Annotated in this window: 14 protein-coding genes, 1 other RNA gene and 1 other annotated feature; of the genes, 1 reads left to right on the top strand and 14 read right to left on the bottom strand. The window is 44.1% G+C overall.

Features of this window, described 5'->3' with window-relative positions; all coding sequences use genetic code 11:
* Nucleotides 1-9: 9 nt before the first annotated feature.
* The 4 genes from pheT to ssrS form a co-directional block, all read right to left on the bottom strand.
* On the bottom strand, nucleotides 10-2,430 hold the full coding sequence (gene pheT, locus BN3282_RS09665) for a phenylalanine--tRNA ligase subunit beta (protein WP_059068737.1): 2,421 nt from the start codon (nucleotides 2,428-2,430) through the stop codon (nucleotides 10-12).
* Between the two features lie 25 nt (nucleotides 2,431-2,455).
* Nucleotides 2,456-3,475: a phenylalanine--tRNA ligase subunit alpha gene (gene pheS, locus BN3282_RS09660; RefSeq protein ID WP_059068735.1), complete on the bottom strand. Its 1,020-nt coding sequence runs from the start codon at nucleotides 3,473-3,475 to the stop codon at nucleotides 2,456-2,458.
* Nucleotides 3,476-3,638: 163 nt separating this feature from the next.
* Nucleotides 3,639-3,866: a binding site (T-box leader), on the bottom strand.
* Nucleotides 3,867-3,893: 27 nt separating this feature from the next.
* A complete protein-coding gene (locus BN3282_RS09655) occupies nucleotides 3,894-4,772 on the bottom strand; it encodes a YihY/virulence factor BrkB family protein (RefSeq protein WP_059068733.1) in 879 nt (292 codons plus the stop codon).
* A gap of 101 nt (nucleotides 4,773-4,873) precedes the next feature.
* Nucleotides 4,874-5,052: non-coding RNA, 6S RNA (ssrS, locus tag BN3282_RS14715), on the bottom strand.
* Between the two features lie 183 nt (nucleotides 5,053-5,235).
* Here ssrS and BN3282_RS09650 point away from each other — a divergent pair.
* Nucleotides 5,236-6,018, top strand: a complete 783-nt coding sequence (locus tag BN3282_RS09650; RefSeq protein ID WP_059068732.1) for an EFR1 family ferrodoxin — start codon at nucleotides 5,236-5,238, stop codon at nucleotides 6,016-6,018.
* 143 nt (nucleotides 6,019-6,161) lie between these two features.
* Here BN3282_RS09650 and pckA read toward each other — a convergent pair whose 3' ends face one another.
* The 10 genes from pckA to BN3282_RS09600 all read right to left on the bottom strand — a co-directional run bounded on the left by pckA (nucleotide 6,162) and on the right by BN3282_RS09600 (nucleotide 19,644).
* Nucleotides 6,162-7,766, bottom strand: coding sequence for a phosphoenolpyruvate carboxykinase (ATP) (pckA, locus tag BN3282_RS09645; RefSeq protein WP_059068730.1), 1,605 nt, complete (start codon nucleotides 7,764-7,766; stop codon nucleotides 6,162-6,164).
* 149 nt (nucleotides 7,767-7,915) lie between these two features.
* The gene (locus BN3282_RS09640) at nucleotides 7,916-8,260 is read right to left on the bottom strand and encodes a hypothetical protein (protein WP_059068728.1); all 345 of its coding nucleotides are present in this window, start codon (nucleotides 8,258-8,260) and stop codon (nucleotides 7,916-7,918) included.
* 3 nt (nucleotides 8,261-8,263) lie between these two features.
* Nucleotides 8,264-9,757, bottom strand: coding sequence for a threonine synthase (gene thrC / locus BN3282_RS09635; RefSeq protein WP_059070361.1), 1,494 nt, complete (start codon nucleotides 9,755-9,757; stop codon nucleotides 8,264-8,266).
* A 121-nt stretch (nucleotides 9,758-9,878) separates the two neighbouring features.
* A complete protein-coding gene (locus BN3282_RS09630; protein WP_059068726.1) occupies nucleotides 9,879-11,183 on the bottom strand; it encodes a Na+/H+ antiporter NhaC family protein in 1,305 nt (434 codons plus the stop codon).
* A 3-nt stretch (nucleotides 11,184-11,186) separates the two neighbouring features.
* Entirely contained in the window at nucleotides 11,187-11,681 is a 495-nt protein-coding gene (locus BN3282_RS09625) for a 3-isopropylmalate dehydratase small subunit (RefSeq protein ID WP_059068725.1), read from the bottom strand.
* The gene (leuC, locus tag BN3282_RS09620; protein ID WP_059068723.1) at nucleotides 11,678-12,955 is read right to left on the bottom strand and encodes a 3-isopropylmalate dehydratase large subunit; all 1,278 of its coding nucleotides are present in this window, start codon (nucleotides 12,953-12,955) and stop codon (nucleotides 11,678-11,680) included. Before leuC ends, BN3282_RS09625 begins: the two co-directional genes overlap by 4 nt.
* Nucleotides 12,956-13,029: 74 nt before the next feature.
* Nucleotides 13,030-15,165, bottom strand: coding sequence for an MSCRAMM family protein (locus tag BN3282_RS09615; protein WP_059068722.1), 2,136 nt, complete (start codon nucleotides 15,163-15,165; stop codon nucleotides 13,030-13,032).
* 362 nt (nucleotides 15,166-15,527) lie between these two features.
* Nucleotides 15,528-16,613, bottom strand: a complete 1,086-nt coding sequence (gene asd / locus BN3282_RS09610) for an aspartate-semialdehyde dehydrogenase (RefSeq protein ID WP_059068719.1) — start codon at nucleotides 16,611-16,613, stop codon at nucleotides 15,528-15,530.
* A 77-nt stretch (nucleotides 16,614-16,690) separates the two neighbouring features.
* Nucleotides 16,691-18,082, bottom strand: coding sequence for an argininosuccinate lyase (gene argH, locus BN3282_RS09605; RefSeq protein ID WP_059068717.1), 1,392 nt, complete (start codon nucleotides 18,080-18,082; stop codon nucleotides 16,691-16,693).
* 236 nt (nucleotides 18,083-18,318) lie between these two features.
* The gene (locus tag BN3282_RS09600; RefSeq protein WP_059068715.1) at nucleotides 18,319-19,644 is read right to left on the bottom strand and encodes a class II D-tagatose-bisphosphate aldolase, non-catalytic subunit; all 1,326 of its coding nucleotides are present in this window, start codon (nucleotides 19,642-19,644) and stop codon (nucleotides 18,319-18,321) included.
* Nucleotides 19,645-19,659: the final 15 nt, after the last annotated feature.

The raw sequence follows: 19,659 nt of genomic DNA, 5'->3' as shown, positions 1-19,659 counted from the left end.
CACTTCAGATTACTGTCTTAATTCGATCCCCAGTTCTTCCAGTGCCCGCAGAATCTTCTGCATTGCAGAAGTAACCTCCGCATCCTCCAGCGTCTTGTCTTTTGCACGGAATACGATGGAATAAGCGACTGATTTAAATCCTTCCTTTATCTGGGATCCTTCATACAGGTCAAACAAAGAATAGCTCTCCAGATAAGCTCCGCCTTTTCCTGCGATCACTTCTTCTATCTGTCCGACAAGCACCTGCTTTGGAACGACCATACTGATATCTCTGGTCACTGCCGGATATTTAGCGATCCCTTCATATTTTCTGTCGAATGTAGCGCACTTTGTCACCTCCGGCATATCGATCACCGCAATATATGCGCGTTCTCCGATCCCATACGTATCTAATACGTCCGGGTGGATCTCTCCTAAATATCCAACTATATTCCCGTCATACAAAATGTTCGCCTGGCGTCCCGGATGCAGATATGGCTTTCCTGCATTTGGATCATACGTTTCTTTCTTCTTCATGCCGACCTTTTCAAAAAATTCTTCAATCACACCTTTCATCGTGAAGAAATCCCCGTCTCCATACATACCAAGTGTAAACTGCATTCTTTCCTCCGGCAGTTCTGTAAGCGGAAGCTGTTTCGGAAGATACACATTTCCTAATTCATAGAGACGCACATTTTTATTTCTCCGGTTATAGTTTGTGGCCAGAGAAGTCAGCATACCGTTTAAGGAAGTCGTACGCATAACGCTGTAATCCTCCCCTAATGGATTCAGAATATCTACTGTTTTCCGAAGTGAAGAATCTTTTGGAAGCAACAGCTTGTCAAACACTTTCGGACTTTCAAAGGAGTAGGTCATACCTTGACTGAAACCGCAGAATTCTGCAATGTCTCTCGCCACCTGCTCGATACGGAGTTTGAAGGACAACTTGCCTGTTGTTGATTCTCCTTTGGGCAGTGTAGTCGGGATATTATCATACCCATAAAACCTCGCCACTTCCTCTGCAAGATCGGCGATACGGAATACATCATGCCGGAAAGTCGGTGCGATCACTTCCTGAGTGCCGGCATCATAGGACAGTCCGATCTTTTCAAAATACTGGAGCATTTTTTCTTCGGAAATATCTGTTCCCAGCATGGAATTAATCTTTTCTGCGTCAAAGGGTACTCTGACCGGCTCTTTCTTCTTTCCATATACATCCACTGTGCCGCCTACGACTTCTCCTGCTCCCAGCTCTTCTACAAGCTGGCAGGCACGGTCGATCGCAGCCTTGGCATTATTCGGATCCAGTCCTTTTTCAAATTTTCCTGACGCATCTGTACGCAAGCCCACACGTTTACTGGATTTTCTTATATTTACCCCGTCAAAGCAGGCCGCCTCAAATAGCATGGTCTGTACATTGTCTGTGATCATGGAATTTTCTCCTCCCATGATCCCTGCTATACCGATCGCTTTTTCCCCATCGCAGATCATCAGGACATTGTCATCCATTGTACGTTCCTGTCCATCCAATGTTGTAAATTTTTCTCCATTCTCCGCTGTTTTTACTATAATCTGGCGTCCGGCTATCGTATCTAGGTCATAGGCATGCATGGGCTGTCCATACTCCTCCATGACATAGTTGGTAATATCCACCAGATTATTGATCGGACGGATACCCACAGAAGCAAGTCTTCTCTGCATCCACTTTGGGGAAGGTCCTATTTTTATATTTTTCACTACCCGTGCGCAATAACGTGGACATAATTCTGTATTTTCAACCGAAACTTTGATATACGCATTAACGTCTTCCGCATTTCCCGTCTCTTTTACCACAGGCGGAACAAATTCTTTGTCAAATGTAGCTGCCGCCTCACGCGCGATACCGATCACGCTATAGCAGTCTACGCGGTTTGAGGTCACTTCATACTCAAACACCACATCATCAAGTCCTAGAGCCTTCACCGCATTTGCCCCGACTTCCGCATCTTCCGGGAAAATATAAATACCATATTCCGGGGCTTCCGGATACATCTCTTTCGTAGAACCAAGCTCCTCAATAGAACACATCATCCCACAGCTCTCTACGCCGCGCAGTTTTCCCTTTTTAATCTTAATACCGCCTGCGACTTTTTGTCCGGGCTCATGACCGCCGGCAACTCTGCCTCCATCCAGCACCACCGGAACTTTGTCGCCTTCCTTTACATTCGGAGCTCCTGTGACGATCTGCACAGACTCTGTTCCTATATTCACCTGACAGATGATCAATTTATCCGCATCCGGATGTTTCTCAATCTTTTCAATCTGTCCGATCACGATCTTATCCAGATCTGCGTCCATTCTCTCATATCCTTCTACTTTCGTCCCAGAAAGTGTCATCGCGTCCGTATACTCCTGCGCGGTTACGTCTAACTCCGGCACATATGCTTTTATCCATGATAATGAAGTATTCATAATTTACATCCTTTCCTTTTTCTTTTTAGAACTGTTTTAAAAATCTGATGTCATTTTCATACAGCAGTCTCATATCGTCGATCTCATATTTCAAAAGAGCGATTCTCTCCAAACCTACTCCAAATGCAAAACCGCTGTATTCTTCCGGGTCTATCCCGCACATTTCCAATACATGCGGATGTACCATGCCGCAGCCTAGAATTTCGATCCATCCGGAACCTTTACAGAAGCGGCAGCCTTTTCCTCCGCATTTGAAGCAGCTTACATCCACCTCTGCACTAGGTTCTGTGAATGGGAAATGATGTGGCCTAAATTTTGTCTTTGTATCCGGACCAAACAGTTCTTTTGCAAAGATCTCCAATGTTCCTTTCAGATCGGCAAAGGAAACATTTTTGTCTATCACAAGCCCCTCTATCTGGTGGAAGGACGGAGAATGTGTCGCATCCACCTCATCAGATCTAAACACTCTGCCCGGCGCGATCATACGGATCGGAAGTTTTCCCTGCTCCATCACACGTGCCTGGACCGGAGACGTCTGCGTCCTGAGGACAATCTCTTTATTGATATAGAAAGTATCCTGCTCATCTTTCGCCGGGTGATCCGCCGGGATATTTAACTTCTCAAAATTGTACAGATCATACTCTACTTCCGGACCTTCTACGACTTCATATCCCATACCGATAAAAATGCGTTCTACTTCTTCCAAAGCTATCGTGTTGGGATGTCTGTGACCAACACTGTTTTTCTTAGAAGGAAGCGTCACATCAATAACTTCTGCTTTCAGCCTTGCTTCACGGATCGCCCTTTCCATCTTTGCCTTTGACTCATCCAACAATTTTTCTATCTGCGCTCTTGTCTCATTAACAAGCTGTCCGACTTTTGGCCTCTCTTCGGGAGCGACATCTTTCATTCCCTTTAAGACCGCAGTCAATTCTCCTTTCTTGCCCAGAAATTTCACACGCACGTCATTTAGTTTTTCCGGCATATCTGCCCCTTGTATCTGGGCTATCGCTTCTGTTTTGATCTTCTCCAGTTTTTCTTTCATTTTCTTTCTCCTTTCATAAATAAGAGTTTTGCCCCGTAGAATTCTCCGCCTGCGGCGGATTGATCCGGCAACATGACACTTTTTTGCCGCAGCGCAATCCTTACGGAACATTTTTATTTCATAAGAAGTAATTTCCTGTGAAATAAAAAAACTCCGTTCCCTGCAAAGGGACGAAGTTATACTATCGCGGTACCACCCTGTTTCACGCTGAAAACCAGCATGCACTCAGTTTTGTGTAACGTACAACATACGGCACTTTCTACTTCCGATTTCAAAAGTGCAGCTTCCGTGGGAAATTCGATCGCCATCTGAACTAAAGAAAACTTGCAGCCGGTGGTTTTCTCTCTCTGCTAGAAAATGGTCCTCTACTTTACACGTTCATCGCTTTTCTCTCAATTTCTCGCCATCTTCGACGAAATTACTCTTCCATTTTAACACACGTTCTCTGTTTGTCAAGATTTTTTCGCTGTAAACCTTCCAACATAGCATTTACCTCTCCTCCCAAAAGAATGATATACATGCAGACATACAGCCAGAGCATGATCAGGATAATGGTCGTAAGACTGCCGTACATACTGGAGAAGCCTGTAAATACATCCAAATATACAGAAAAGAAAAAAGAAAACAAAAGCCATCCCGACGCAGTAAACAGCGCGCCTGGCAGCTGCTTTCTCAATGTTGTTTTCCCCCTGTTCTTCCTATTTGGCAAAAATTTATATACCAGATCCCAGAATATCGTCAGGACAACTAACGACACTACGGTACGGATCCGGATGATAAAATCTACCACTTTGCTAAGAAACGGAACGTGCTCATACATCATCAGACTGATACGGTTTCCGAAAACAGAAAGCACTAAGGAAAGAATGATCGCAAGGATAAAAATAACCGTATAAAAAGATGCCCTAATACGCAGATACAGATAGTTTCGTGTCTCTGTATTATCATAAATACAATTCAGTCCGGAAGTAACTGAGAGTACGCCCTTTCCTGCAGACCACAGAGCCACTATGATCGTAAAGGGAATAATACTGCCGGAACGTGTATAAACTTCCAGTACGATAGAACGGATCAGCCCTTCCACCGAGGTCGGAAATACCTGTAATACCGCCCCCATAACATCTTCCATAGGCACAGAGGTAAACTGCACCAGTGTAAGAAGTAGAATAATGATCGGTATTAAGGACAACACGAAAAAATAGGCTGCCTGCGCCGCATAAGCCCCCGTATGATGCGAACCTATCGTCTCTACTATCCTCTCTATATTCTTCCTTGTATTCCTGCTTTTGCCTGACATCTATAAACTCCTGACTTTTCATCGGTTTTCCAAATCATACCATACTTCCCTATATTAGGCAACAAAAAGCGGCTGTACGAAACAGCCGCCTTTCTCTTTAGTAATTCCCCAAAATGCCGGTCCTGTATTTTGACTCCTAGCCACAGCTAGGTGGGCAACCGCATCTGCTTTTTTGTCTTCCACTGCGAACGGAGGCCTGACATAGTACAGAAATATAGGAATCCCGTTTCAAGTAATTGTAGGTTCAAAATTACAGGGTTGTCGCACATCTCAGGTTGTGTTTTAAACTCTAGGAGTATTATACCCTATTTATTTCAAATTTACAACCTGTTTTCCGCTTTCAATTCCTTCCAATTTTCCCTCTCTAAATGCGTGCATTCTTTCCCTGAATATGATATAGTTACCATATTGCCAAAATACCTGGCGTTATCACATTACTTAATCAGATAAGGAGTTTTGCTTTATGAAAATGAATGAATTAAAACTTGTCTATTTTAGTCCCACAGGAACCACAAGAAAAGTTATTATGGAAATCGCGAAAAATATACATTTAAAATCAGTATCTTTTGATTTTTCTGTGCATAAAGAAAAAAGACCTGCCCTGTCATTTACGCAGAATGATTTTGTACTTTTTGGGGTTCCTGTCTATGCCGGAAGGGTCCCTTGCACTTTCTTGGACTGCCTGAAAGAAATACAGGGAAATAATACCCCCGCCGCTGTTTTCGTGACTTACGGCTGCCGCGAATATGAGGACGCACTTCTCGAATTAAAAACAGAAACAGAAAACAGAGGTTTCAAAGTAATCGGCGCCGGCGCTTTTCCCACAGAACATTCTATCGTACGTTCTATTGGTCTTGGGCGGCCAAACAAAGAAGATATGAAGGTGCTCTCTGACTTTGCCACACAATTAAACAGACGTCTGAAAGCCGAACAACCTTTTGAAAGCTATACTATTAACGTACCAGGCAATACTCCCTATCGAAAATACAGTACTGCCGGTCTGTACCCTAAAGCAGATATCAATCTTTGTACGGAATGTAAAACTTGTGCAAAAGTCTGTCCTGCCGGTGCGATTTCCTTGGAAGATCCTAAAAAAACAGATAAGAACAAATGTATCAGCTGTCAAAAATGTGTACGGATATGTCATCAGAAGGCAAGAAGTGTCAGCACAATGAAATTAAATATGCTTACAAAAAAACTCACAAAAGTTTGTAAGAGCGACAAGACCGCCGATATTTTTCTGTAAACTTGTTTTCCCATGCAGACACACCTCTCCATAGCTGCATTTTTTCATAAAACCACACAGTATTCCCTATTACGCAAAAAGTATCCCATCGTCTGCAAAGACTTTGGGATACTTTTTATTTCCTTACGGAATCTCTCTTTTTATTATTTCTGCGGTCCGGCTGCTACCAGCGCCTTGCCGATCTCGTTTCCTTCATATTTTGCAAAGTTCTTAATAAATCTTCCCGCCAGATCTTTTGCTTTTTCTTCCCATTCAGAAGCACTTGCATAAGTATCCCGTGGATCCAGAATCTTAGGATCTACGCCTGGCAATTCTGTCGGAACTTCAAAGTTGAAGAATGGAATTTTCTTTGTTGGCGCATTTAAGATAGAACCATCCAGGATCGCATCGATGATACCTCTTGTATCTTTAATGGAAATACGCTTTCCGCTTCCGTTCCATCCTGTATTTACCAAGTATGCCTTAGCTCCGCTTTCTTTCATTCTCTTAACAAGTTCCTCTGCATATTTTGTCGGATGCAATTCCAGGAATGCCTGTCCAAAGCATGCGGAGAAAGTAGGTGTCGGTTCTGTGATCCCACGCTCTGTTCCGGCAAGTTTTGCTGTAAAACCGGACAGGAAGTAGTACTCTGTCTGTTCCGGTGTCAGAACAGATACCGGAGGAAGTACACCAAACGCATCTGCAGACAAGAAGATCACATTCTTAGCTGCCGGTGCAGAAGAAACGGGACGTACAATTTTTTCAATATGATCGATCGGATAAGATACACGTGTATTCTCTGTTACACTCTTATCTGTAAAATCAATCTTTCCGTTTTCATCCAGTGTCACATTCTCTAAAAGCGCGTTACGCTTGATCGCGTTGTAGATATCTGGTTCAGACTCTTTATCCAGATCGATAACTTTTGCATAGCATCCGCCTTCAAAGTTAAATACTCCGTTGTCATCCCAACCATGCTCATCATCTCCGATAAGAAGACGCTTTGGATCTGTGGAAAGTGTTGTCTTACCTGTTCCGGAAAGGCCGAAGAAGATCGCTGTATTCTCTCCGTTCATATCTGTATTGGCAGAACAGTGCATAGAAGCAATGCCCTTTAAAGGAAGGTAGTAGTTCATCATAGAGAACATACCTTTCTTCATTTCTCCGCCGTACCATGTATTTACGATCACCTGCTCACGGCTTGTGATATTAAACATAGCCGCTGTCTCAGAATTCAGTCCCAGTTCTTTATAGTTCTCTACTTTTGCCTTAGAAGCATTATAAACAACAAAATCCGGAGTAAAGTCTTTTAATTCTTCCTCTGTCGGACGGATAAACATATTTTTAACAAAGTGTGCCTGCCATGCCACTTCCATAATGAAACGGATTGCCATACGTGTATCTTTATTTGCGCCACAGAATGCATCTACTACAAAAAGTCTCTTGCCTGAAAGTTCTTTCTGTGCGATTGCTTTTACAGTATCCCATGCTTCCTGGCTAGCTGGATGATTATCATTCTTATACTCATCAGAAGTCCACCATACAGTGTCCTTGGAATTCTCATCCATCACGATGTATTTGTCTTTCGGGGAACGCCCTGTGTAGATACCAGTCATAACATTGACCGCACCAAGTTCGCTTTCCTGACCTTTGTCAAACCCTTCCAAAGCCGGATTGGTCTCTTCTTCGAACAGCATTTCATAGGAAGGATTATACACGATTTCTGTAGTTTCTGTAATACCATACTGAGTTAAATCAATATTCGCCATGTTACACTCAACCTCTTTCTTTCTATAGTATAGAGCGCCAAATATAGTAAAACAATATTTGACATTACATTTTCCCCCAGTTTCAAAATGGGGGAACATGAAAACTTCATGCCAGGATACATTATACTAAATAATTTGTTAAAAATCAATCAAAAATACTTATTTTTCAATTTTGTTGTATATACCATAAACCATATCAGCATAATGAAAAATGCCACCATGCCGATCACATCGATCAGCATGATCGGCTGTACGAAATAATGGAACATATCGATTGCCCCATATATCGTAGCGACAACTGCAAATATCAATACCGCAGGAAGCGCTTTTTTCATATAACTTTCTTTGTCTTTGCACATCTGTTCTGTATAGCTTTTTCCAAGCAAAAGCGTTTCATTGATGTGCCCGTCCCGTTTCATCTGGAAATAGGCATAGAACCCATAAATCCCACACCCAAAAACAATCACACTAATAATGCCAAAAAAGTCATCCATTGCCTACACCTCAACTCCCAATATTTCTTTTACGGTCTTTTTCATCTGATCTGCGTCACACTCTCTCGTATGGCGGATCGGAGCATTCCGTATTTCCTCTATTGCCGCCGGTATTTCCATGCCGGAAATCTTATGCAGTTCATCGATCAGCTCAAATTCATCCTTTTTGCTGTATGCTTCATCGATCGCTGTCATCACACTGTGAGCAAACTTATAGGGACTTGCAGTAGAAGCAACAAGTGCTTTTTTTGCATCTTTGTTCTTCTTTTTATACTCTCTGCACACATAGGCGGCTACAGCTGTATGCGTGTCCATTACATATCCTGTCTTCTGATACGTTTCTCGTATCATCTCTTTAGTCTGCGCTTCTGTTGCATACCCGCCCGCAAAATCTTTCAGTCCTTCCTGCATTTCTGCTGTGATCTCATATGCGCCTTTTTCTTTCAGTGCCTGCATCAATTCTGCATTTTTCTGTGCATCCTGTCCTGCGATCGTATAAATAAGACGTTCCAGGTTGCTGGAAATCAAAATATCCATAGAAGGAGAGGAAGTCAGCACGAATTCTCTGTTTCGATCGTATCTTCCCGTCTGGAAGAAATCAAAAAGCACTTTATTTTCATTGGACGCGCAGATTAATTTTGCGATCGGCACGCCCATTTGCTTTGCATAATACGCCGCTAATATATTCCCAAAGTTTCCTGTCGGCACCGTGACATTAATTTCTTCTCCCTCGGAAATTTCTCCATTCTCCAAAAGTTTCGCATACGCATATACATAATAAACGACCTGCGGAACGAGCCGCCCGATATTGATAGAATTAGCGGACGAAAACTGATAGCCGCACGCAGCCAGTTCTTCTGCCAGTTCTTTATCTTCAAAAATCTCCTTAACGCCGCTCTGCGCATTGTCAAAATTCCCATGGATCGCTACAACAGAAGTATTGTCTCCCTTCTGGGTCACCATCTGCAGTTCCTGCACTTTGCTTACGCCGCCTTTAGGATAAAACACGATGATCTTCGTTCCCGGTACATCTGCAAAGCCTGCAAGCGCGGCTTTTCCTGTGTCTCCTGACGTCGCTGTCAAAATCACAATCTCATTTTTCACATGATTCTTCTTTGCCGCTGTAGTCAGCAAATGAGGCAAGATCGACAGTGCCATATCCTTGAACGCGATCGTCGCTCCGTGGAACAATTCCAAATGATAGGTATCTCCTACTTTTGCCAGAGGCGCGATCTCTTCTGTATCAAACTTTTCATCATAGGCGCTTTTGATACAATGCTTTAATTCTTCCTCCGTAAAATCTGTAAGGAACTGCTTCATTACCACGTATGCCGTCTCCTGGTAAGTCATGCTCTTAAGCGTCTCCATGTCCACATCCAACTTTGGCAGCTGCTCCGGAACAAACAGACCACCGTCATCTGCCAGTCCCTTTAAAATCGCCTGGGAAGCTGTCACCGTTTTTTCTGTGCTGCGTGTACTTCTGTATACTAACTCCATATGTTCTCCCTCTTTTTCTTTTACTTCTTGATATGCAAAGAGCAGTACGTGCTCTTGCATGCACGTTACTGCCCTGCATTATATCATAAGTTTCTCTATTTATCAATTTTGTTCCCTGACTTTATATCTGTGGAACTTCATTGGTTTTCTGCCTGCGGAACAAAATCACGATAAGACCACTGACCGCCATCAGGATCGGATAGATCAGATACGGTATAATCTGGAACGGCGTAAGCCCTGTCAGCGTAGCGGCAGACAAGAGCTGTGCCCCATACGGGATCATTCCCTGCCCCACAGAAGTAAACATATCCAAAAGGGATGCAGAACGTTTTGGCTCAATGTCAAATTCATCACTGATCTCTTTTGCGATTGGTCCTGCCATAACGATCGCCACTGTATTATTTGCCGTACAAAGATCTACAAAAAGGGCAAGAAGGGCTATACCAAGTTCTCCGCCTCTTTTCCCGTGGATCCTGCTTTTGATCATCTCCAGGATAAATTGGATTCCTCCGTATTCGCGCACAAGAGAGACCACACACGCTACAACGATAGAGATTACAGTAATATCATACATAGAAGTCACACCGCTGCCTACTACACTGAATATTTCAGAAACCGCAATACTGCCTGTTGCCACTCCTACGATCAGAGACACTACGATTCCACTGATCAATACAAGAAAAACGTTGATTCCGATCAAAGCCCCTACCAATACGATCACGTAAGGGAGTACCTTCCACAAATTATAAGAAAATTCACTTTCCATCTGATAACTGACGTTTCTTGTCATCAGCCAGAAAAAGATAATTGTTATTATAGCTGCGGGCAGCACGATCAAGAAATTCGCCTTAAATTTATCCTTCATCTCACATCCCTGTGTCTTTACTGCAGCAATCGTCGTATCAGAGATCATAGACAGATTATCTCCAAACATCGCACCGCATACGACTGCTCCGATACAGATAGCCAGTGAAAACCCCGTCTTCTCACTGATCCCCACAGCGATCGGCGCCAGTGCCGCAATCGTTCCCATAGATGTACCCATAGAAACCGAAATAAAACAACCGATGATAAACAGACCTGCCACAGCAAAATGGGAAGGTATAAAAGACAAGCCCAGATTTACCGTGCTGTCTACGCCTCCCGCCGCTGTTACCGCACCGGAAAAACCGCCTGCGCACAGAAAAATCAGACTCATGGTAATAATATTTTCCTCACCTACTCCTGCAGAGATCACTTTGATCTTATCTGCAAAAGACAATTTACGGTTCTGCAAAAAAGCCACAAAAAGTGCAAGCAAGAAACCGACTATCGCAGGCATAGAATAGAAATCATCAAATAGAATACCTGCACCTAAAAAGATAACCAAAAACACCCCGATCGGCAGAAGCGCAATACCTCTGCCCTTTTTCTCCTCTTTTCTCATATCTCACCCGTTTTTCTTATTATTTGTGTAATTTACAAGCCCTCCGGCTGCAATAAGCTTCTGCATAAATTCCGGAAATGCCTGTCCTTGGAACTGCGTACCTTTTGTTCGATTATAAATTTTCCCACTGTCAAAATCTACTTCTACTTCATCTCCCGCTTCTATACCTCTTGCTGCCTCCGGACATTCAATGATCGGAAGTCCGATATTGATGGCATTACGGTAAAAAATGCGTGCGAAGGTTTCTGCGATGACACAGCTCACCCCGGCTGTTTTTAAACAAAGAGGCGCATGTTCCCTGGAGGAACCACAGCCAAAATTTTTATTTGCCACGATCAGATCCCCCGGCTGTACTTTTTTTGTAAACTCCGGGTCAATGTCGACCATTGCATGGCTTGCCAGCTCTTTTGCATCAAAACTGTTTAAATATCTTGCAGGAATGATCACATCCGTATCTACATTGTCTCCATATTTAAATACATGCCCACATGCTCTCATTCTTTCTCACCTACTTTCTCAGGATTTGCAATACAGCCTGCGATCGCACTTGCGGCCGCTACTTCCGGCGATGCCAGGTAGATCAGAGAATCCACATGCCCCATTCTTCCTACAAAATTTCGGTTTGTCGTGGATACACATTTTTCGCCTGCTGCCATAACTCCCATGTGGCCGCCCATACAAGGACCGCAGCTCGGTGTGTTCACAGCACATCCTGCATCTACAAAAATGTCCAGCAGACCTTCCTGGATACATTCCTTATAAATCTTCTGTGTCGCAGGCACTACCATCACTCTTACATCTGGATGTACAGTGTGCCCCTTTAGGATCGCGGCTGCCTTTCTCATATCTTCCATTCTTCCGTTTGTACAGGAACCGATCACTACCTGGTCGATCTTGATCGGCTCCATCTGCTCGATCTCATCGATCGTTTTTGCATTTCCCGGCAAGTGTGGGAATGCGACAGTCGGACGCACTTTCGCAAGATCCACCTCTACGACTGCGTCATAGTCGGCGTCTTCATCTGCCTCGTAAATCTTATATTCTTTCTGCGTATGTTCTTTCAAATATGCCTTTACTTTCTCATCTGCCGGGAAAATACCGTTCTTCGCCCCTGCCTCGATCGCCATGTTCGCCATCGTAAACCGGTCGTCCATCGACAGATTGGCAATCCCGTCACCTGTAAATTCCATCGATTTATATAACGCGCCGTCCACACCTATTTTTCCGATAATATGGATAATGATATCTTTTCCACTGACATAAGGCCCCGGTTTTCCAGTCAGCACGAATTTGATCGCGCTTGGCACCTTAAACCAAAGTTCTCCTGTCGCCATTCCTGTGGCAATATCCGTCGTTCCCACACCTGTAGAAAAAGCTCCCAGTGCGCCATATGTACAAGTATGTGAATCGGCACCTATGATACATTCCCCGGCGGCAACCACGCCTGCCTCCGGCAGGATCGCGTGTTCCACGCCAGATTTTCCCTGTTCAAAATACCACTTTAATCCCTGCTCTTTTGCGAACTCACGGATTGATTTTGAATTTTCTGCTGATTTGATATCTTTATTCGGTGTAAAATGATCCGGCACTAACACTACCTTATCTTTGTCATAGACTTTATCTGCCATCTGTTTAAAAATCGGCAGAGCCATTGGTCCTGTAATGTCATTGGCCATGACCACATCCAGCTTCGCTTCGATCAGTTGTCCGGCAGTAACAGATGCAAGACCTGCATGCGCCGCCAAAATTTTCTGGGTCATCGTCATTCCCATTGTGACATCCTCCTTTTCCATTTCCTATGTGAGACATTTTATCACACACACGCTTTAAAGAAAAGAGAGGAATCTTATCTTCTTTTTTTCCTTTTATCTATAAAGACAATAAGCACTGTCCCAATGCTGATAAAAATTCCAATCATATACATATAGATAAGGGCATCGTCTCCGGTCTGTACGCGCTTTGTCTGCTGCCTGTGTCCGATCAGTGTATCTGGTCTGTCTGTTTTTTGCTCCTTCGGCTCTTGCGGAAAGTCTAGATTCTCGATCGTTCCCATGTCCAGCACAAAGGCATCCCTTGAAATGATAAATTCTCCTGTATACAGTTGTTTGCCTGTATTATTCTCACAGCGCAGTTCCTCTATCCTATATGTATCATAGGGAAGAGCTCCCTGTGTATCGTTCACCGGCGCCGCCACGCCATCGGCCATTCCAAACCACAGCCCCGCCTCTGCCTTTTCGGCATTGGTGTCCACGGAATGTCTGACATAATCAGAAGCAGAAGAAAAATACCCATTAGCATCCGTTACAATAACATGACTTTCCCCTGTTGTCACAGAAGTGATCCTAAAGGGGATCCCTGCCATCGCTTTCTGCGTCTTTTCTTCTATCTTTGTAAAAGAAAAATCGCCCCGGATCACCTCATCTGCCGCATAATACGTATTTCCTCCCGACAGATGTGCCGTTTCTCCTTCCTGTTTGATCTGTATCACACACACAGAAGTCCAAACTTCTTTCCTTTCTGTGTCCGGCTCTGTTTTTTCCTCCGCCGTTTTCCGAAACACAGCGCCCTCCAGCAAATATCCTGTCGGTGCTTTTATTTCTTCTATAACGATCGTTCCAAGCGGAAATACAGGTTCCTTGTCTTCCTTGGAATAATAAAAAGGATCCCCGGATATCTTATATAGTTCAGAAAATTCCCAAAAAGCTTCTCTTTCTTTTTCTTCTGTCCCTTCTCGCTCTTTATCTGCCTCTTTTGTCTCCATGATCCATGTTCTCTTTGGTTTATCTGGTAATGTTTCCTCTGTATAATATCCATCATAAAAAGAAACAGAAAACTGCGCTCCTGCCAGTGAACCACTCCCCTCTGCTCTTATCCCCTTTGTTCCTGCATCTAGTTTCACAAGCTTCAGATCTGCCTTTGCCTTAATCGGTCTGTCTTCTACCTGCACACTGACTGTCTGCGCGCTTTTTACAGAAACAATCACACTTTCTCCGGACAATGTATAGCCTGCCGGTGCCTTGATCTCACGCACCGTATAAGTGCCGACAGGCAACTTTTCACTACGCGCGTATCCATTTGCGTCTGTCACGAGCGTTCCTTTCAAACTTTTTTCTGCGTAAATCCCATAGGAAGCACCTGCCAGGCTGTAACAGGGATTGGTTTCGGAAATATCTGCATCCGAAGATTCTTTCTGTATTTCTACATATCCTCCCGCCGGACGATACTCCCATTGACAAAGATCTTGCCCGTTTCCTTTTAATATAACGCCGCTGCATTCCCATTTTTCTCTCCATTTTGGATCTGTCGCATGCTCGATCCCATATTGCAGCACCTGCCAGGTATATTCCGATACATAGTGCACTCCGTCCGGACACAGCACATTGTTCCCGAATTCCAAAGTAATTCCGGGATACCAGCCGTTTACTTCATTTAGCACCTCCCAGATCAATATCTGTTTAAAGAAATAATCCTGACTGGAAGTAAAAGAAAACCCCAGTGTCGTCTTCCAGTCATCATACCAGGCAAAGGCACATCCGATCGTATCGATCGTATACTGACTGTAATATGCTGCCGCATCGTATACCTGCTTATCTCCTGACTGGAAGCCAACAGTAGGATCCGCACAAAACGCCCACTCTCCGTCCGCTCCCAGAACACCTTCCGACCAACTGTCCACCATTTCCCAGGACTGTCCGTCCGGGCTGTATTTTACCATATCGATCGTTCCCTGATCTGCGGCGAGTACATTCGTGTACACTTTCTTTCCCGGAACAGCCTTTCTCACCAACTTCTCTTCCTGCTCACTTTTTTCCGCAAAACCTACTCCTGTAAGCAGTCCTGACAGATAGGATGCGTCGTACATAGGCTGTCTCTTCTCTTCCGCTGCCGCGACCTGTATGCAGGAAAGCGCAAAAACAAAAACAACAAACACAAATAAAAGGAGCTTTCCTCCCTTTGCCCATTTTTCTTTTTTCTCTTTCATATTTTCTCCTGTCACAGAAAACCTGCACCTTCATTCATATTTTCCCCAGCAGAAAATATACACCATCTGCACGCAGACACCAGGCGTGCACAAAATTCTTCTGCCTCCTTTCCCTTACTTTTCTCACTTTTATTCATTTAGGAATTCAGTGGGGAGAAAACCCCCGGATCATGAAATGATTGATTTGCTTCTAAAATAGATATTCATTCTGAATTGCCCTTTCCGGCAGCTGCCGGACGACATAGGATGTTGCCTTGTATCCCTTTGCTGGGACACTTATTATACCACATCCTGCCGGAAGGGGCAATTCATAAAAATCACCAAAAAGATTCTTTCCGATTATATCTCTAATATCTTTCCGATTATTTTGCCTGGATATATCCTTTCGCTGTCAGAGACTCCGCGCACAGTACGGCTCCGCCTGCAGCACCTCTTACTGTATTGTGAGACAGTCCGATAAACTTGTAGTCATAGATCGTGTCCTCTCTGAGACGTCCGATAGACACACCCATTCCCTTTTCATAATCTACATCCATCTTTACCTGTGGCCTGTTGTCCTCTTCAAGGTATTGGATAAACTGCTTCGGAGCACTTGGAAGATCTGCTTCCTGCGGAAATCCTTTAAAACTTGTCAGCTTCTCAATGAGCTGTTCTTTCGTCGGCTTCTTCTCAAAATTAATGAAAACTGCGGCCGTATGTCCGTTTAATACCGGCACACGTACACACTGGCAGGTAATCTTTGGAAGCTCTGCTTTGACAATTTCTCCGTTCTCCACTTTTCCAAGTACACGCAGAGGCTCCTGCTCACTTTTTTCTTCCTCGCCGCCAATATACGGAATAATATTCTCCACCATCTCCGGCCAGTCCTTAAATGTTTTGCCCGCTCCTGAAATCGCCTGATAGGTCGTTACGATCAGTTCTTTCGGGCCAAACTCTTTCCACGCAGCCAGACACGGCGCATAACTTTGAATGGAACAATTTGGTTTTACCGCGATAAATCCACGTGTTGTACCCAGACGCTTTTTCTGATCTGCGATCACTTCAAAGTGTTCCGGATTCACTTCAGGAATCACCATAGGCACATCCGGTGTCCAACGGTGCGCGCTGTTGTTCGATACGACCGGTGTCTCTGTTTTCGCATATGCCTCCTCGATCGCTTTGATCTCGTCCTTTGTCATGTCTACTGCACTAAATACAAAGTCTACTGTAGACGCCACATGTTCTACATCATTTACATTCAAAACAACCAGCTTCTTTACTGCTTCCGGCATCGGGGTATCCATTTTCCATCTATTTCCCACCGCTTCTGCATACGTCTTTCCTGCAGAGCGCGGACTTGCCGCTACTGTTACAACCTCAAACCACGGATGATCTTCCAGAAGAGAAATAAATCTCTGTCCTACCATGCCCGTTGCTCCCAAAATTCCAACTTTTAGTTTCTGCTCCATTTTTCTTCTCCTTCTTTCTTCTTATGTAGGATCGGTTTCCCGATCCTTTCACCTATATTTAATTTACAAAACTATGTTCAAACATCTTCGCTTTTCTCTGCCAAATAAGCTTCCTCCGCTGCGATTACCTTCTCCATCGCAGCCTTTCCCGGCGCTCCGATAGTATTTCTCTGTTCTACACAAGTCTTCATGCTGATCGCCTCATATATATCCTCGGCAAATACCGGAGAAACAGACTGAAATTCCGCAAGACTTAAATCATCCAGCGCGATATTCTTCTCGATACAGTACAATACAAGCTGTCCGACGATCCCATGCGCATCCCTAAATGGCACGCCATGATTGACAAGATAATCCGCCGCATCGGTGGCGTTAGTAAAACCACGTTTTGCACTGTCTTCCATCCGACTATGATGAAATTTCATTGTCTCTAACATGCCTGTAAACAGGAGCAGACAGCCTTTTGTCGTGTCGATCGCATCGAAAGTCAATTCTTTATCTTCCTGCATATCCTTATTGTAAGCAAGTGGGATTCCCTTCATTGTCGTCAAAAGCGCCATCAGTGCTCCGTAGACTCGCCCGGTCTTTCCTCTCACAAGTTCCGCGATATCCGGATTCTTCTTCTGCGGCATGATGCTGCTTCCTGTACTATATGCATCGTCGATTTCTACAAATTTATATTCATTGGAATTCCAGATGATCACTTCCTCAGAAAAACGGCTCAAATGCATCATCACCGTAGACATCGCAGAGAGCAATTCCAGCAGATAATCTCTGTCCGATACAGAATCCATACTGTTTAAAGTAGGCCCGTCGAATTCCAGAAGCTCCGCTGTATATTCTCTGTCCAGAGGATAGGTAGTTCCCGCAAGCGCCCCTGCTCCAAGCGGACACCTATTCATCCTTTTATAAATATCTTTCATCCGCAGGCGGTCACGTTTAAACATTTCAAAATAGGCCCCCATATGATGCGCAAGCGTGATCGGCTGCGCTTTTTGCAGATGCGTAAACCCCGGCATGAAAGTTTCTGTATTTTCTTTCATCAATTTTAGTAATACGGTCAAAAGTCCTTTTAATAATACGTCAAGTTCTCTTACTTCATTCCGGATATACAGCCGCATATCCAATGCTACCTGGTCATTGCGGCTCCTCCCTGTATGCAGTTTCTTTCCTGCTTCGCCAATCCGCTGTGTCAGCACTGCCTCCACAAAGCTATGGATATCCTCATATTCATCCGTGATCTTAAGTCTGCCGTCCTTGACATCTTTTAAGATTCCTTCCAATCCCTCTAAGATCTGTTTTTTTTCTTTCTCCGTCAGGATCCCCTGCTTTGCCAGCATTTTCACATGGGCAAGACTCCCTCTTATATCCTGCTCACACAACCTTTTGTCAAATGAGATCGAGGCATTGAAATTATATACTAGTTGGTCCGTTTCCTTTGTAAAACGCCCGCCCCATAACTGCGCCATTTCTTTTCCTCTTTTCTTAGCTCATATTTTTCCTCATAGTTTATCACATGAAAGTATGGCCTGTCCAGTACATCTGCAAGAAATCCATGTAAAGACTTCCTCATAAAAAGCATGCGCCAACAGAACACACCATAGAAAAAAACGCTGTACTGTCCGAGTTTTCACTCACAGCACAGCGTTTTTGCTTTTTTAAATTCTCTGCTTTTGGCATCCACCATCGTCAGACAAAGTCCGTGTTACATGATCTCTTTCTGATGGGTTGCATATAAATATTCATCAATCGTATTGATGATCCTGTCTTCTATAAGTTCTATCGGCGTATTTTCCAGCAGACCCTCCCGTACTTTCGTATACTGGATAGGCATGAACTGGCTTAATAGATTCAATGGAACGCCTGCTTTTTCCAGATTTCCAAGCAGCCGGTCAGCCGCTTCTTCCACCGCCGGTGTCGGCATATAATACCTGCATCTGTCAGAGAAGGAATATTTTCTCTTCATCCGTATTTCCAGATCACTTCCCTGATAATGCTTTTTCCAGTATTTCTCATCTTTCAACATTTCAGCATCCAATGTCTCTGCGAAATGGCTTAAAACCGTATCTGTACCATAGAACAATTCTTTCTCGATATGTTCCAAAGCAAACATCGCCTCACGCATGGCAAATGTGAGCGCTGGCCCTACTTTCAGAATACCAACACCATCTTCCACCAATTCACGCAGTTTCATCTTTGTCTGATAATCTGTCGAATGTCCTTCAAATACAAGCGTAGGGAACTCCTCGATGGAAGCCATCAGTTCTTTTGCCTTCTCACGATCATATTCCGTACATCCACTGTCCTTTTCCTCCACACCCGGCTGTACGACAACACCGATCACACGTTCCCACACATCGGCTCCAAGTCCTGCTTTCTTAAATGCTTCTTTAAATGCCTGTACCGTATTCTTAAAATCCTCTACCTTTGTCACCTGTACTCCTGTATCTTCGCTGCCTACAGCGCCTCCGGGAATGGGCACTTCACTTCCGATGATATACACCGGCGGGATTGCATCCGGTTCTGTCTTGAGAAGTTCATGGTATGTCTCTTCAGCCACCTGTGCCAACCTTGCGCCGCGTCCTGCGATCACTTCATCGGAAAGTCTTTCATCTTTCGCGTCGCTGCGCACTTTCATACTCGTATCAATGTGGATTTTCGTAAAGCCCGCTCCCACATAGTGACGGATCAGTTCTTCTGCATCTGCCATCGCTTCTGCTTCATCTTTTCCCGCAAAAGTCAGAGGTCCCAAATGATCTCCGCCTAAGAATATCTTCTGTTCATCAAATCCATTTTTTCTGGCAATCTCCAGCACGAATTTTTTAAAATCCGCCGGTTTCATCCCTGTATAACCGCCGTTTTGGTCACACTGGTTTGCCGTACTTTCAATCAGTACGCAGGAACCGTCTGCCTTGCCTCTTTTTATCGCCGCTTCAATAACATATTTGTTCGCACTGCAGACAGAATAGATGCCGACATTTTTCCCTTCTTTCTGCAGATCTACAATTTTTTTCAGTGGATTCAATACCATGATGATCCCTCCTTT

This window comes from Mediterraneibacter massiliensis (assembly GCF_001487105.1).
Taxonomy (GTDB): domain Bacteria; phylum Bacillota; class Clostridia; order Lachnospirales; family Lachnospiraceae; genus Mediterraneibacter; species Mediterraneibacter massiliensis.
The sequence above is the reverse complement of the archived record's forward strand: the minus strand, read 5'-3'. Positions and strand labels throughout refer to the sequence as shown.

Excerpts from the sequence above, each read along its gene's own strand:
- pheT (WP_059068737.1), bottom strand. The coding sequence starts at position 2,430 with ATGAATACTTCATTATCATGGATAAAAGCATATGTGCCGGAGTTAGAC.
- pheS (WP_059068735.1), bottom strand. The coding sequence starts at position 3,475 with ATGAAAGAAAAACTGGAGAAGATCAAAACAGAAGCGATAGCCCAGATA.
- BN3282_RS09655 (WP_059068733.1), bottom strand. The coding sequence starts at position 4,772 with ATGTCAGGCAAAAGCAGGAATACAAGGAAGAATATAGAGAGGATAGTA.
- BN3282_RS09650 (WP_059068732.1), top strand. The coding sequence starts at position 5,236 with ATGAAAATGAATGAATTAAAACTTGTCTATTTTAGTCCCACAGGAACC.
- pckA (WP_059068730.1), bottom strand. The coding sequence starts at position 7,766 with ATGGCGAATATTGATTTAACTCAGTATGGTATTACAGAAACTACAGAA.
- BN3282_RS09640 (WP_059068728.1), bottom strand. The coding sequence starts at position 8,260 with ATGGATGACTTTTTTGGCATTATTAGTGTGATTGTTTTTGGGTGTGGG.
- thrC (WP_059070361.1), bottom strand. The coding sequence starts at position 9,757 with ATGGAGTTAGTATACAGAAGTACACGCAGCACAGAAAAAACGGTGACA.
- BN3282_RS09630 (WP_059068726.1), bottom strand. The coding sequence starts at position 11,183 with ATGAGAAAAGAGGAGAAAAAGGGCAGAGGTATTGCGCTTCTGCCGATC.
- BN3282_RS09625 (WP_059068725.1), bottom strand. The coding sequence starts at position 11,681 with ATGAGAGCATGTGGGCATGTATTTAAATATGGAGACAATGTAGATACG.
- leuC (WP_059068723.1), bottom strand. The coding sequence starts at position 12,955 with ATGGGAATGACGATGACCCAGAAAATTTTGGCGGCGCATGCAGGTCTT.
- BN3282_RS09615 (WP_059068722.1), bottom strand. The coding sequence starts at position 15,165 with ATGAAAGAGAAAAAAGAAAAATGGGCAAAGGGAGGAAAGCTCCTTTTA.
- asd (WP_059068719.1), bottom strand. The coding sequence starts at position 16,613 with ATGGAGCAGAAACTAAAAGTTGGAATTTTGGGAGCAACGGGCATGGTA.
- argH (WP_059068717.1), bottom strand. The coding sequence starts at position 18,082 with ATGGCGCAGTTATGGGGCGGGCGTTTTACAAAGGAAACGGACCAACTA.
- BN3282_RS09600 (WP_059068715.1), bottom strand. The coding sequence starts at position 19,644 with ATGGTATTGAATCCACTGAAAAAAATTGTAGATCTGCAGAAAGAAGGG.